This is a genomic window from Nocardioides asiaticus (genome assembly GCF_040049175.1).
Taxonomy (GTDB): Bacteria; Actinomycetota; Actinomycetes; order Propionibacteriales; family Nocardioidaceae; genus Nocardioides; species Nocardioides cheoyonin.
This window is the reverse complement of sequence record NZ_JBDZDM010000003.1, coordinates 15,872-29,547: the sequence shown is the minus strand read 5'-3', so window position 1 is coordinate 29,547 and position 13,676 is coordinate 15,872. Positions and strand designations below refer to the sequence as shown.

Below are 13,676 nucleotides of genomic sequence, written 5' to 3'. Positions count from 1 at the left end.
GGGCCGTCATAGGACGGCGCCGGATGATCGGCGACATGACCACCCGACCGAGCATCCGGGCCCGCTCCCGCCGCTACCTGTACGGCGCGATCGGGGTCGGCGTCGCCGCCACCACCGCCTTCACGGTCGCCGCCGCCCACGCGACCTCGTCCGGATCGGATCTCTCCAGCGGCACCGACGACTCGACGAGCTCCGGCACCGACGACGGCTACCAGGGCTATCAGGGCTATCAGAGCTACGACGGCTCCCAGGGTTACGACGGCGGCTCCTCGGGTCAGGGCTCCTCGGGTGGCGTGTCCGGTGGCCAGTCCGGCCCCGCCGACGGATCGAGCCACTCGTCATGAGCGCGACGGAGGCACCCGCGACGGCCCGCTGGCGGGACTGGTCGTGCGCCGTGAGCGTCACCGTGGACGACGCCCGGCACCTCGACGGCGCGGCCGGCGTCGTACGCGACCTGATGACCGAGGTGGACGCCGCCGTCAGCCGGTTCCGCCCCGACAGCGACCTGGCCAGGATCAACGGCCGCGCAGGGGTCCTTGTCCCCGTCCGGCCCCTGACCCTGCACCTGGTGACGGTCGCGCTCGACGCCGCCCGCGACACCCGAGGCGCCGTCGACCCGACCGTCGGGTCGGCGCTGGTCGCCATCGGCTACGACGCCGACATCGACGTCGTACGTCGGCGGTCCGCAACGCAGCCGCCCGGGGCGACGTCGCACCGCGGGACGTGGCGCGCCGTCGCCGTCGACCGCGCGCTGCGGCGGGTCGGCGTACCTGCCGGCACGCTCCTCGACCTCGGCGCCACCGCGAAGGCGTGGACGGCCGACGAGGCGGCGCGCCGCGTCCACCAGCGGTACGGCGGGGCCGTGCTGGTCGGCCTCGGCGGCGACCTGTCCGCCGCCGGCACCCCCTCCCGCGAGTGGCGGATCGACGTCTCCGAGACCGAGTCCGGCCCCGCCGTACGCCTCGGCCTGTCGTACGGCGGTCTCGCCACCTCCTCCACCACCGGCCGCCGCTGGGCGGCGGCCGACGGCAGCACGCTGCACCACGTCGTCGACCCGTGCACGGGCCTGCCGGCAGCGGGCCGCTGGCGCACGGCGACGGTCTGGGCCCCCTCGGCCCTGGCCGCCAACGTCGTCAGCACCTGGGCGCTGGTCGACGCCGATGCGGCCCGCCGGCGGATCACCGGCCGCGGGCTCGCGGCCCGTCTCGTCGGCCATGACGGCTCGGTCACGACGCTGGGCGGCTGGCCGCGGAGCCTCGAGGGAGAGGTGGCGTGATGCTGCTCTGGTACCTCATGCGCTCCCTGGGCTTCGTCGCCCTGCTCGCGCTCACCGGCAGCACGGCCCTCGGCGCGCTGGCGACGACCGGCGAGGAGACCCCCGACGGCCTCGACCGCCGCCTGCTGCGCCAGCTCGCCCACCGCTCGACGGCGGTCCTCGGGCTGGCCGCCCTGGTGCTCCACCTCGTGGCCGCGGTGGCCGACAGCTACGTCGACGTCCCGGTCGTGGCGGCACTGCTCCCGTTCGGGTCGGGCTACCGGCCGCTCGCCATGGCGATCGGCGTCCTCGGCCTCTACGCCGTCGTCGTGACCGCGCTGTCCGGGTGGCTCCGCGGTCGGCTCGCCGGCTCCGCGCGCTTCGCCCGCTCCTGGCGCGCGATCCACGTGGCGGCGTACGTCGGCTGGCTGCTGAGCATGGCCCACGGGCTCCTCTCCGGCACCGACACCCGGACGTGGTGGGGCGTGGCGACGTACGCCGTCTGCGGCGCCGCTGTGGCCGGTGCCCTGCTGGTGCGGGCGGGTGCGCGGCTCCGGCGGGTCCCCGACGCCCGCGGCCACCTCCGACTCTCGACGGGAGGCACCCGATGACCGCGACCGCGATCCCACCGACCGCACAGCCCGACGACACCCCGCCGGTCCTCGCCCTCGGCGCAGCCCGGCTCCTCGCCGGCGTCCCCCAGGACCGGCCGCTCACCCACGCGGAGCACCTCGCCGCCACCGGAGCCCCCATCCGTCGCAGCCAGGCCTGGCTCGTCGACGCCGCCCGCCGGGTCGGACTGCTGGGCCGGGGCGGCGCGGCCTTCCCGTTGGCCACGAAACTGGCGGCCGTGCCCGCCGGGCAGGCGACCCGGGTCCTCGTGAACGGCACCGAGAGCGAGCCGGCCAGTCGGAAGGACCGCGTGCTGATGCGGCGCGCCCCGCACCGGGTGATCGACGGCGCCCTCGTGGTCGGCTCCGCCCTGGGCACCCGCCACGTCACGATCGCGGTCCACGACCGGCCGGCCGCCGAGATCCTGGCCGCGGCGTGCAGTGAGCGCGCGGACGCCCACCACCTCGCGGTCGTGCTCACGCCCGGCGGCTTCGTGGCCGGCGAGGCAAGCGCCCTGATCCACGCGGTCGAGGGTCTGCCGGCCGTCCCCGACGGGCGCAGGGCGCTCCCCCACGTCAGCGGGCTCGGCGGTGACCCCACGTTCGTCTCCAACGTCGAGACCTTCGGCCAACTCGGGCTGCTCGCGACCTTCGGCGTCGCCGACTACGCCGCCCTCGGCTCGACCGACGAGCCCGGCACCAGCCTGGTCACGATGCTCGGCGACGTCCCGCGCCCCGGTGTCGCCGAGGTCCCGAACGGCGTCACGCTCGACCTGCTGACTGGGCCGCTGGGCGACAAGCCGGCGCTCGTCGGCGGCTACCACGGCACGTGGACCTCGATCACGGGACTGCGGCTGGAGCGGCGCTCGCTGCGGAGTCGCGGCGTCTCCTGGGGCGCCGGCGTCCTCGGCGTACTTCCGGACACGACGTGCTCCCTCGGCGAGGTCACCCGGGTCGCGCACTGGCTCGCCGCCGAGTCCGCCGGGCAGTGCGGGCCGTGCGTCTTCGGGCTGGCCTCGGCCGCCCGCGACCTGGCGGCGCTCCACTCCGGCGCCCGGGTCGACCTCGGCGGCCTGCGCCGGCGGCTCGGCCTCGTCGACGGGCGCGGCGCCTGCGGACACCCCGGCGGAGCCGTGAGGTTCATCGCGAGCGCGCTCGATGCGTACGCCGACGAGGTCGCCGCGCATGCATCCGGCCGCGGCTGCGGCCGGCCGACCCTCGGCGTGCTGCCGCTGCCGTGGAGTGCCGCATGAGCGAGCGTCGGCGGCGGCTGGTGATCGACTGGACCCGCTGCGACGGCCACGGCCTGTGTGCACGGCTGTGGCCGGAGCGGATCGCCGTCGACGACTGGGGCTTCCCGCTGTTCCGGGCCGAGGTCGCCGACGCCGAGACACCCGACGCCCGACGAGTGGTGTCCGTCTGCCCCCGGCTCGCGCTGCGTCTGGAGCGTGACTGAGCCGCTTCCGGCCATCGGAAGTCGGCTCCCGACCAGTCGGAGGGCGAGGCACGATCGGGGTGTGACGTCGCTCACCTCACCCATGACCGATCCCCCCACGGCAGCCCCCGGACCGCACGACGACGACCGACCCGCCACCGGCCCCCGGCGTACGTCGCTGGGCCGGGTCCACCGGCTGCTGTCGTCCTTCGACTACGAGCACACCCGGCTGAGCCTCTCCGAGCTGAGCCGCCGCGCCGACCTGCCGCTCTCGACCACCCACCGGATGGTCACCGAGATGCTCCGGCTCGGGCTGCTGGACCGCGACCGCGACGACAACCTCTGCATCGGCATGGCCGTCTGGCGGTTCGGGCTGCTGACGCCGAAGACGTACGGCGTCCAGCGCGTGGCGCTGCCGTTCATGCAGGACGTCTACGCATCGACCGGCTACCCCGTGCACCTCGGCGTCCCGCAGGACGACGAGGTGGTCGTGGTCGAGAGCCTCCGTCCCCGCGGCGGCGGCGCGGAGAGGCCGCGGATCGGCCAGCGCGACCCACTCCACGTCGTCGCGGTCGGGATGGCGATCCTCGCGTTCAGCGAGCCGACGTTCCAGGACCGCTACCTCGCCCGGCTCGACCGGCAGCGCGCGACCGGCCGCAGCTCGGCGGCCACGATCCGCCGCGAGCTCGCCCGCACCCGGGCCGAGGGGTTCGCCGTCAGCGACCGCAAGACCGCCCCGCGGGTATCGATCGGCGCGCCGGTCCTCGACCGGCTCGGCCGCCCGCTCGGCTCAGTCTCCATCGTCGTGCCGGAGGGGTCGGCGGAGACGCCGTACGGCCACCTGATCCGGAGCACCGCGCGGGCCGTGCAGCGGACCGCGTGGGAGCAGGGGCTGGCGTGAGCGAGCGTCAGCGAGCGACCATCGGCCACCTCACGGCGCTGCGCAGCAACTTCCCGCCCCACAGCGCCCTCGCCGTCACCCGGCGGGCGCAGTGGGTGTCGCTGGGCCTGAGCCCCGACGACCTCGACCGCCCCAAGGTCGCGATCGTCAACACCTCCAACGACCTCGCCGCCTGCTTCGCCCACCTCGACGGCATCGTCGACGTGCTCAAGGAGGAGCTTCGCGCGCTGGGCCTGCTGCCCTTCGAGATCCGCACCACGGCGCCCTCGGACTTCATCACGAGCGCCGGCCGGGGTGGACGCTACATCCTGCCCAGCCGGGACCTGATCACCAACGACATCGAGGTGGTCGTCGAGGGTGCGCAACTCGACGGGATGATCTGCCTGAGCTCGTGCGACAAGACCACGCCCGGGCACCTGATGGCGGCCGGGCGGCTCGACCTGCCGACCGTCATCGTGCCGTGCGGCTACCAGCACAACGGGCTGGCCGAGCGAGGCGAGGCCGATGTCGAGGAGGTCTTCCTGCTGGCCGCGAAGAAGGCGGTCGACGGCACCCTGGACCCCGAGGTGGTCAGGCTCGCCGACGGCGCGATCCGCGGCCCCGGCGTCTGCGCGGGGCTCGCCACCGCCAACTCGATGCACATGGCCGCCGAGGCGCTCGGCATGGCCGTCGGCGGCTCCGCGCCCGTGCGCGCCAACAGCGACCGGATGTGGGACGGCGTACGACGAGCCGCCCGCGCCCTCGCGGGGGTCCTCGAGCGCGGCCAGCGGCCGCGCGACATCATCACCGCCGGCTCGATCACCAACGCGGCCCGGCTGATGCTGGCCGTCGGCGGCTCGGTCAACACCATCAAGCACCTGCAGGCGATCGCCGAGGAGTCGGGCGTCGCGGTCGACGTGTGGGAGACCTTCCGCCGCCTCGGCCGCGAGACCCCGACGCTGTGCTCGATCCGCCCCAACGGCCCGCACCTGACCGAGGACCTCGAGGACGCCGGCGGCGCCGCGACCGTCCTCAAGGAGCTGCTCCCGCTGCTCGACGGCGACCAGCAGACCGTCGAGGGGGTGACCCTGGCCGAGCGGCTCGCCGGCGTACGCCCCGCCGACGGCGAGGTCATCCGCACGCTCGAGGAGCCCGCCTCGACCACCCCCGCGATCGTCGTCCTGCGCGGCTCGCTCGCCCCGGAGGGAGCGGTCGCGAAGCGCCCGATCCCGGACCCCGGCCCGCGCCGCTTCCGCGGCCCGGCCCGGGTCTTCCACTCCCGCGAGGAGGGCGTCCAGGCGATCGCCGACGGAAGGGTGAAGCCGGGCGACGTCGCGATCATCCGCGGCATCGGCCTCGTCGGCGGCCCCGCGATGGGGATGATCTCGGCGTTCGTGTTCGCCCTCGACGCCCGCGACCTCGGCGAGAGCGTCGCGGTCATCACCGACGGCCAGACCAGCGGCCTGGTCAACCACGGCATCGTGATCGGCGAGGTCTCCCCCGAGGCCGCGACCGACGGCCCGCTCGGACGGGTCCACGACGGCGACGAGATCGAGATCGACCTCGCCGCCGGCACCGTCGACCTCCTCGTCGACCCGGCGGTCCTCGCGGCCCGGCCTGCGTACGCACCACCCGCCGACGCCGTCGACAACGCCGCCGACGGCGTCCTGGAGCAGTACCGCGCCGCCGTACAACCCCTCGCGTGCGGAGCCGTGCTCCGCTCCCGGATCGAGAAGGGCGCCAGCCGATGACCGAGACCCTCACACTGCCCGCGGCGACGGTCCCCGTCATCGACGAGTACGACGTCGTGGTTGTCGGCGGCGGGCCGGCCGGCCTGATGGCCGCGACCGCGGCCTCGCGCGCCGGCCGCTCGACGATCCTGCTCGAGCGCTACGGCTTCCTCGGCGGGGCCGGCACGATGGGCGGGCTGTCGACGTTCTGCGGACTGCACGCGCGGGTCCACGGCGAGCACCGGCTCGTCATCCACGGGTACGCCGACGAGCTCTACGACCGGCTCGCCGCGCTCGACGGGCTCAGCGAGCCGCACCTGAGCGTGCAGGACCGGATCATGGCGCAGGCGTTCGACATCTCGGCGTACAAGATCGCCGCCGACGAGCTGGTCCTCTCCGGCGGGGGCGAGCTCCTCTTCCACGCGCTGGCGGTCGGGCTGGTGATGCGCACGCCCGCGGAGATCGACGCGGTGGTGATCGAGTCGAAGTCCGGCCGGGCGGCGGTCCGCGGCCGGGTCTTCGTCGACGCCTCGGGCGACGCCGACCTCGCCACCTGGGCGGGCGCGCCGGTCGAGGTGTCGGAGCGACTGCTCTACCCGTCGCTCATGTTCCGGATCAACGGCGTCGACCCGGACCGCGCCGGCGAGGCCTGGCGGACCGTCGCGGAGCAGATGGCGGAGGCGGAGGCGGCCGGCACCCACGCCTTCCCGCGGAAGAAGCCGATCGTCAGGCCGCAACGGCACCCCGCCGAGTGGCGCTCGAACCTCACCCAGCTCAGCAACCCCGACGGCAGCGCCGTCGACGGCACCGACGTCCACCAGCTGACCCACGGCGAGATCCAGGGCCGACGGCAGGTCCGCGAGACGTTCGACTTCATCAGGTCGGCGACGCCCGGCTTCGAGGAGTCCTACATCGTCGACATCGCCCCGCAGATCGGGATCCGCGAGACCAGGCGCGTGGTCGGCGCCTACCAGCTCAGCGAGGCCGACATCCTCGGCTGCGTCGACTTCCCCGACACGATCGGCGTCAACGGCTGGCCGGTCGAGGCCCACGTCGAGGGAGACGTCGAGTTCCGCTTCCCGTACGCCGCCGACAGCCGCGGCTTCAACCAGCTTCCCTACCGGATGCTGGTGCCGGGCCGCGTCGACAACCTGCTCGCGGTGGGTCGGAGCGCGTCGATGACGCAGTGGGGGCAGTCCTCCGCGCGGGTCACCGGCCCGTGCTTCGCGATGGGCCAGGCCGCCGGGATCGCGGCCGACCTCGCGATCGCCAAGGACGTGCCGGTCGGCGAGGTCGACGTCCCCGAGCTCCAGCGTCGGCTCGTCGAGACCGGCGCCTACCTCGGCACCGACCTCCCTCCCGACCCAGCCCCCACGACAGCACCCGAGAGGTGACGATGAGAACCCGCGCAGCGATCGTCCGTGAGCCGGGCAAGCCCTGGGAGATCACCGAGCTCGAGCTCGACGAGCCCAGGGCGAAGGAGGTCCGGATCCGGTTCGCGTACTCCGGTCTGTGCCACTCCGACGAGCACATCCGCACCGGCGCCTCCGTGGTACGGCTGCCGATGGTCGGCGGCCACGAGGGCTCCGGGATCGTCGAGGCGGTCGGCGAGGGCGTCACCCGGGTGGCGATCGGCGACCGGGTGGTCTGCTCGTTCATCCCGGCCTGCGGCACCTGCCGCTACTGCTCGACCGGGCGGCAGAACCTCTGCGACCAGGGCGCCGAGATGCTCACCGGCCTGCTCTCCGACGGCACCGTCCGCTTCCACGACGGCGGCGAGGACCTCGGCGGCTTCTGCATGCTCGGCACCTTCGCCGAGCGCGCCGTCGTCTCCGAGGCGTCCTGCATCAGGCTCGACGACGACATCCCCCTCGACGTCGCCGCGCTCGCGGGCTGCGGCGTGCCGACCGGCTGGGGCTCGTCGGTGTACGCCGCCGGCGTACGCGCCGGACAGACCGTGGTGATCCTGGGTGCCGGCGGGGTCGGCAGCAACGCCGTCCAGGGCGCAAGGTACGCCGGAGCGCGCCACATCGTGGTCGTCGACCCGGTGCCCTTCAAGCGCGAGAGCGCGCTCGGCTTCGGCGCGACCCACGCGTTCGCGACGGCGGCCGAGGCGCGCGAGGCGGTGCGCGAGCTGACCTGGGGGCAGATGGCCGACCACGCGATCTGCACGGTCGGCGTCCTGACCGCCGAGGTGGTCTCGCAGGCCGCCGACATGGTCGGCAAGGACGCGCAGGTGACCGTCACGTCGGTCGGGAACACCGGCGAGACACAAGTGCAGCTGGCGGCGAACGGTGCCCTGGTCGGCTTCCAGCGCCGGATCCAGGGTCACGTGTTCGGCAAGTGCAACCCGCTCTACGACATCCCGCGGCTGCTGCGGCTCTACCGCGACGGCCAGCTCATGCTCGACGAGCTGATCACCCGGCGCTACTCCCTCGACGAGGTCAACGTCGGCTACCAGGACCTCGACGAGGGCCGCATCATCCGCGGCCTGCTCGTCCACGACGGCTCCGGTGAGTGAGGCGCGGGCAGCGACACCGGGCCGGGAGGCGGTGGCTGGAGCCGCGCCGCTAGGGTTGCGGCGACCGACCGCCGTCCCCGTCAGCTGAGGCCGCCCATGCACCACGGCAGGCTCGCGAGCATGCGAGGAGCCGACCTGCTCCGTCACCTGTGGCGCTCCCACAGGCTCTTCGGGATCGCGCTGGTCGCGGGCGCCGCCGTACGCCTGCTCGTCCAGCTCTCCTTCCCGCCGGCGTTCGCGTTCAGCGACGGCCCGACCTACCTCGACCTCGCCGACACGCTCCACCCCTCCCAGGACCGTCCGATCGGCTACAGCATCGTGCTGCGCGCGCTGTGGGTCTTCGGGGACAGGCTCGACGTCGTCACCGTCGCCCAGCACCTCCTCGGACTCGCCACCGCCGTCGTGGCGTACGCCGTGCTGCGCCGCCGCGGAGTCGGCCCGGTGCTCGCCACCGTGGCCACGCTGCCGATGCTCTTCGACGCGATGGAGCTCGTCCTCGAGCACTCCGTCCTCAGCGACGTCCTCTTCGACCTGCTGATCATCGTCGTCGTCGCCGTGCTCGCCTGGAACCCGGTCCCGCGGCTGCGGGCCACGGCCGCCGCCGGGCTCCTGCTCGGCGCGGCCACGATCGTGCGACTCGTCGGCGGCCCGACAGTGGTCGTCGTCGCCGTGTTCCTTCTGCTCGCCCTGCCGACGCTGCGTTCCCGCGCCGTGCACGTCGGCGTCCTGGTGGCCGCGTTCGTGCTGCCGCTCGCGGCGTACGCCGGCTGGTACCACCTCGAGAACGGTGCCTGGGCGCTGACGCAGTCGGGCGGCCGCGCGATCTACATCCGCTCCACGAGCTTCGTCGACTGCACCACGCTCTCACTGCCGTCCTACGAACGGACGCTGTGTCCCCGTGCCGCGCCGGACGAGCGCGGTGACCCGACCTTCTACGGCTACCACTCGAGCTACACCGTCTCGCAGCTGGCGCCGCCGCCGGGCATCAGCAACGACGAGGCGATGCGCGACTTCGGCGAGCGCGCGATCGCGAACCAGCCGCTCGACTACCTCCGGATCGTCGCGCGCGACTTCGTGGCGCCGTTCGTACGGCTCGACCGCAGCGACTTCGACGAGTACTCCACCGCCGACAAGTGGACCTTCGCCTACTGGGTCGACTACCAGACGACCGAGTACACCGAGCCGGCGTACGCCGCGCACGGCGGGGAGATGCCGACCACGCGGCACCCCACCGGCGACTGGCTGGCGGCGTACGGCCGCGCGGTCTACGTGCCGGGTCCGGCGGACCTCGCGCTCGGCCTCCTCGCGCTCCTGGGGCTGGCGGTGCGCCGGCGCGGCGGTCCGCCACTGCGCGCGGCGACGTTCCTCTGCCTCGCGCTGCCGCTGCTGCTGATCCTGGTCCCGGACGTGACGGCGCAGTTCACGTGGCGCTACCAGCTCCCCCTGACCGGGCTGCTGCCGATGGCGGCCGCCTTCGGGCTGACCCGGCTGCTCGGCGCACGGTCACGGGACGAGGAGGCGGCGGTGGCCGCCGGCGGCAGCCAGGAGCCCGAGCTCGCCTCCGTCAGCTCGAGCTCGAACGCGCTGTAGCGGAGCCGGCCCGCACCCGGCTGTACGACGAGGGCCGCTCCCGCGGCGCGAGCCCGAAGATCTCGACGACCGCCGAGACCCCGGCGTTGTTGGCGCCGGCGACGACGATCTGGACCGACGACGGCCCGGTCATGACGTGGACGTGGTCGGGGTCGTCGCTGCCGGCGGCGGTGTCGGGCATCGCGTCGGGGTGCGACGCGGGCAGACGCCAGCGGGTGTGGTGCGAGATCGCGTCCTTGCCGACCGCAGCCAGCTCGGCGCGCGGCCGCACCGCGTGCTCGTAGACGAACGACCTGACGTCCTCCTTGCTCCAGCCCGCACCGGCGAAGACCCGGGCGTGCTCCGGGCACAGCACCAGCAGTGCGTTCGTGTACTCGTGGATCAGCGCCCCGGTCCGCCGGATCGTGTCGGCGAGGTCCAGCGCGAGCTGCTCGGGCAGCTGGGTGTGGCGCGCCTCGATGTGGATGACCGACCTGACGACGTACGCCGTCACGGCGCTCTCGGCGCGGTCGAGGCCGTACTCGGTGTGCAGCGGCTCCCAGGGGCTCTGCTCCTCGTTCTCGGCGATGCAGGCGGTGTACTTCGCCGGGGTCGCCTGGGTGGCCTGGTCGAGCTGGTGCGGGTGCAGCCCGAAGACGTTGATCAGGGCGAGCCGGATGGCCCGGCCGATCGTCGCGTTGGCGCGGAAGCCGGAGCCGAAGACGTTCCCCTCCGAGTTGAGCCCCAGCTCGGTGCGGACCGGGCCGTTGACGACCGTGAACGGCGCGGTGCCGGTGGTGCTCTGCCAGATCCCGCGGCGCGGGTGCGGCTCCTGGGCGATCGCCTCCCAGGCGGCCTGCACGACCGGGAAGTACGCCGGCCGGCAGCCCGCCAGCGCCGCGTTGATCGCCGCGAGGCGGACGGTCAGCTCCCGGTTCAGGTGCGGGACAGCGAAGAGCACCTCGTCGGGATCGCTCGCGGTCGTGGCGAGGAACTCGGCGACGTACGACTCGGTCACCGGCACCACCGGGAGACCGTCGGTCCAGCCGCGCTCGTCGTAGAACTCCATCAGCGCGCGGATCTCGGCAGGGTCGGCGGCGGGGACGTCGCCGAGCTCCATCGGGGCGGCGCCGCTCGCGGTCTCGTGCGTGAGCTCCGCCATCTCAGCCCTCCGCCCCGAGGACGCGCAGGACGTCGGGCAGGAGCTCCTCGGCCCGGCGCCGGAGCTCGTCTGAGTCCAGGCTCGCGATCGGGTGGCGGGCGGCGAGGAACTCGAACCCCGGGAACCCCTGCAGCCTCGCCATCGCCCGGCCGGGCATCAGGAACGAGTCGGAGGTGATGCTCACCGCGGGCACGCCGGCGTGCTCGAACAGGATCCCGTCGGCGACCGTCGCGGCGCTGCACGACCCGCAGTCCCCGACCGCCGTCACGACCACGTCGCACTCGGCCGCGATCTGTTTCAGCAAGTCCTCCTGGACCGGCGTACCGAAGTAGTCCTTGGTGTAGAGCCGGGTCTCGCCGACCCCGGCCCGGCTCTCCAGCCCGGCGCCGAGGTGCGCGAGCAGCTCGGTCGCGTTCGGCTTGGTGTTGTCGAGCAGCCCGACCGTCAGTCCTCGCAGCGTCCCCGGGCGTGGCGCGAGCGTCCCGTCCGCCGCCCTCTCGTCCATGCCCGTCGGGTCGAGCAGCGCTTCGCGCACCATGGCTCCTCCTCGGTATCGCCTCTTCTACCGAGTTCAGGCAAGCACGTGCGTCGGGCCGTGCCGAGCCCCGCTTTCAATCGCCGGAAGGTGCTCGTCACGCGGTGGACCTGACAGGACGTGAAACCACTGCTAGCGGCCCAGTCCGCTGACACCGTCGAGGACGAGATCGACAAGCCTCTCGGCGATGCCTGGGTCCAGCGGGCGTCGTCGGGCCAGGATCCGGAAGTGCATCGTGCCGATCAGTGCCTCGTAGGCCAGCGGGGCGACGTCGGCGTCCGGGATCTCGCCGCGCGCCTGCGCGCGCTCGAAGATGACCTGTGCCCGCTCGAACCGGTCGGCCCAGAAGGCGTCGCGAAGTCCGCGGGACGTCTCGTCCTCCGCGGTCGCGCCCAGATACGCCAGGGCGTACCCAGCAGGCGTACGAAGGAACTCCGCGACCGCCTCGATCACAGCGACGAGATCGCCCCGCAAGCTGCCGGTGTCGGGCGCGACCAGCCGCTCCCCCGAGAGTGTCATGAGGACATCTGCCAGCAGCGCCTCCTTGGTCCCCCACTTGCGAAAGATCGTCGTCTCATTGACTCCGGCCCGAGCGGCGATGTGTCCGACGGTCAGGTCTCCGGGGGAGATCTCCAGCAACAGGGCACTCGCGGCTTCGAGAACAGCCGTGCGGGTGCGGGCGGTCCGTCCGCCGGGTCTGGGCTTTGGGGTGGTCGGCACCGCCTCAGTATAAACGCAAGTTTGACTTGCATTAGTGGTCCGAACGGGCTCATAGTCGACGACGTGAACTACTCACAGCAAGCGGCCTGGCGCGAACTCCAGGACTTCCTTCCAGCCGAATACCGGCTCACCCCCGGGACCGAGCCGGTCGAGGAGTGGTGGCAGCACAACGGCCACAACATCCACCTCGACACCTACCGCAACCCCGAGGCGCCGGCGAAGGTGATCCTCTTCCACGGCGTCGGCACCAACGGCAGGCAGATGACCACGATCCTGGGCCGGCCGCTCGCCGAACGCGGTTACGAGACCATCGCGATCGACATGCCGACGTACGGCATCACCGAGGTCGCGCCCGACACGCTGGTCACCTACGACGACTGGGTACAGATCGGCTCGGACCTGATCGACTCCGAGCTCGCGAAAGACGACCGCCCGATCGTCCTCTACGGCCTCTCGGCCGGCGGCATGGAGACCTACCACGTGGCCGCGCTCAACCAGAAGGTCAAAGGCATCGTCGGGATGACGTTCCTCGACACCGCCTCGACCAGGGTCAGAGTCGAGACCGGGTTCGACCCGGTCAGCGGCTTCCTCGGCGCCTACGTCATGAGGTTCCTCAACACGATCGGGCTGGGCAAGGTCCGGGTCCCGATGCGCTACGTGTCCAAGATGCGTGCGCTCGTCAACGGGCGCGCGGCCAAGAGGGCCTGGTACCGCGACAAGACCTCGGCAGGCAACGACGTCTCGATCGCCTTCCTCGACTCCTGGCTCTCCTACCGACCAGGCGTGAAGCCGGAGGACTTCGAGGTCTGCCCCGTGCTGCTGACGCAGCCAGCAGCCGATCGCTGGACCCCGCTGCACCTGTCCGAGCCGTTCCTCGGTCGGATCTCGAAGGTCCCGGTCGCTCACGTCATGCTTCCCGACGGTGGTCACTACCCGCTCGAGAAGGAAGCCCTCGACCCGATGGTCGAGACCATCAGCTCCTTCGTCGCCGACCGCGCCCGACAGTGACCCGCATTGGAACTCGGTGGGCGCAAAGGGACTCGAACCCCTGACATCCTCCTTGTAAGGGAGGCGCTCTACCAACTGAGCTATGCGCCCGCACAGTGCAACTGACCGGGCGGCAGACTACGCGAGATGCGGCCGGAGCACCGAAACCGCGGGCTGGAGCGGCCGGGCGAGAGAGCCCCGAAATGAGTTGAACCGCTGGCGTCTCGGGTCACCAGCGGTTCAACAAGACAAAGATTAGATCGCCGAAGCG

At 72.9% G+C, this 13,676-nt stretch carries 14 protein-coding genes and 1 tRNA gene; 11 read left to right on the top strand and 4 right to left on the bottom strand.

Annotation, left to right across the window (positions count from 1 at the left end):
• The first annotated feature begins 35 nt into the window (after positions 1-35).
• The 10 genes from ABLE53_RS10770 (at position 36) to ABLE53_RS10725 (ending at position 10,022) form a co-directional block, all read left to right on the top strand.
• Positions 36-344, top strand: coding sequence for a hypothetical protein (locus ABLE53_RS10770; protein ID WP_348858900.1), 309 nt, complete (start codon positions 36-38; stop codon positions 342-344).
• Positions 341-1,276, top strand: a complete 936-nt coding sequence (locus ABLE53_RS10765; protein WP_348858899.1) for an FAD:protein FMN transferase — start codon at positions 341-343, stop codon at positions 1,274-1,276. Before ABLE53_RS10770 ends, ABLE53_RS10765 begins: the two co-directional genes overlap by 4 nt.
• A complete protein-coding gene (locus ABLE53_RS10760; RefSeq protein WP_348858897.1) occupies positions 1,273-1,866 on the top strand; it encodes a ferric reductase in 594 nt (197 codons plus the stop codon). The genes ABLE53_RS10765 and ABLE53_RS10760 overlap by 4 nt, the downstream gene beginning before the upstream one ends.
• On the top strand, positions 1,863-3,119 hold the full coding sequence (locus ABLE53_RS10755; protein ID WP_348858896.1) for an NADH-ubiquinone oxidoreductase-F iron-sulfur binding region domain-containing protein: 1,257 nt from the start codon (positions 1,863-1,865) through the stop codon (positions 3,117-3,119). Before ABLE53_RS10760 ends, ABLE53_RS10755 begins: the two co-directional genes overlap by 4 nt.
• Complete coding sequence (locus ABLE53_RS10750) at positions 3,116-3,322, top strand: ferredoxin (RefSeq protein WP_348858895.1); 207 nt, start codon at positions 3,116-3,118, stop codon at positions 3,320-3,322. The genes ABLE53_RS10755 and ABLE53_RS10750 overlap by 4 nt, the downstream gene beginning before the upstream one ends.
• Before the next feature lie 82 nt (positions 3,323-3,404).
• The gene (locus ABLE53_RS10745) at positions 3,405-4,202 is read left to right on the top strand and encodes an IclR family transcriptional regulator (RefSeq protein ID WP_348858893.1); all 798 of its coding nucleotides are present in this window, start codon (positions 3,405-3,407) and stop codon (positions 4,200-4,202) included.
• On the top strand, positions 4,199-5,932 hold the full coding sequence (locus ABLE53_RS10740) for a dihydroxy-acid dehydratase domain-containing protein (protein ID WP_348858891.1): 1,734 nt from the start codon (positions 4,199-4,201) through the stop codon (positions 5,930-5,932). Before ABLE53_RS10745 ends, ABLE53_RS10740 begins: the two co-directional genes overlap by 4 nt.
• Positions 5,929-7,305 (top strand): FAD-dependent oxidoreductase, encoded by a 1,377-nt coding sequence (locus ABLE53_RS10735; protein ID WP_348858889.1) that lies wholly within the window; start codon positions 5,929-5,931, stop codon positions 7,303-7,305. The genes ABLE53_RS10740 and ABLE53_RS10735 overlap by 4 nt, the downstream gene beginning before the upstream one ends.
• 2 nt (positions 7,306-7,307) lie before the next feature.
• Positions 7,308-8,432 (top strand): NDMA-dependent alcohol dehydrogenase, encoded by a 1,125-nt coding sequence (locus tag ABLE53_RS10730; protein WP_348858887.1) that lies wholly within the window; start codon positions 7,308-7,310, stop codon positions 8,430-8,432.
• A 120-nt stretch (positions 8,433-8,552) separates the two neighbouring features.
• The gene (locus tag ABLE53_RS10725) at positions 8,553-10,022 is read left to right on the top strand and encodes a hypothetical protein (RefSeq protein ID WP_348858886.1); all 1,470 of its coding nucleotides are present in this window, start codon (positions 8,553-8,555) and stop codon (positions 10,020-10,022) included.
• On the opposite strand, the gene ABLE53_RS10720 is transcribed toward ABLE53_RS10725, so the two are convergent.
• The 3 genes from ABLE53_RS10720 to ABLE53_RS10710 form a co-directional block, all read right to left on the bottom strand.
• Positions 9,997-11,163, bottom strand: coding sequence for a hypothetical protein (locus ABLE53_RS10720; protein WP_348858884.1), 1,167 nt, complete (start codon positions 11,161-11,163; stop codon positions 9,997-9,999). The two genes, ABLE53_RS10725 and ABLE53_RS10720, sit on opposite strands and share 26 nt — an antisense overlap.
• Position 11,164: 1 nt before the next feature.
• Positions 11,165-11,701 carry a UGSC family (seleno)protein gene (locus tag ABLE53_RS10715; RefSeq protein WP_348858883.1) on the bottom strand — a complete coding sequence of 179 codons (537 nt, stop codon included), beginning with the start codon at positions 11,699-11,701 and terminating at the stop codon, positions 11,165-11,167.
• A 129-nt stretch (positions 11,702-11,830) separates the two neighbouring features.
• Positions 11,831-12,418, bottom strand: coding sequence for a TetR/AcrR family transcriptional regulator (locus ABLE53_RS10710; RefSeq protein WP_348858882.1), 588 nt, complete (start codon positions 12,416-12,418; stop codon positions 11,831-11,833).
• A gap of 63 nt (positions 12,419-12,481) precedes the next feature.
• Here ABLE53_RS10710 and ABLE53_RS10705 point away from each other — a divergent pair, with 63 nt between their 5' ends.
• Positions 12,482-13,426, top strand: coding sequence for an alpha/beta hydrolase (locus tag ABLE53_RS10705; protein WP_348858881.1), 945 nt, complete (start codon positions 12,482-12,484; stop codon positions 13,424-13,426).
• Between the two features lie 17 nt (positions 13,427-13,443).
• Here the strand turns inward: ABLE53_RS10705 and ABLE53_RS10700 are convergent.
• Positions 13,444-13,516 (bottom strand) — tRNA-Val (locus tag ABLE53_RS10700).
• Positions 13,517-13,676: the final 160 nt, after the last annotated feature.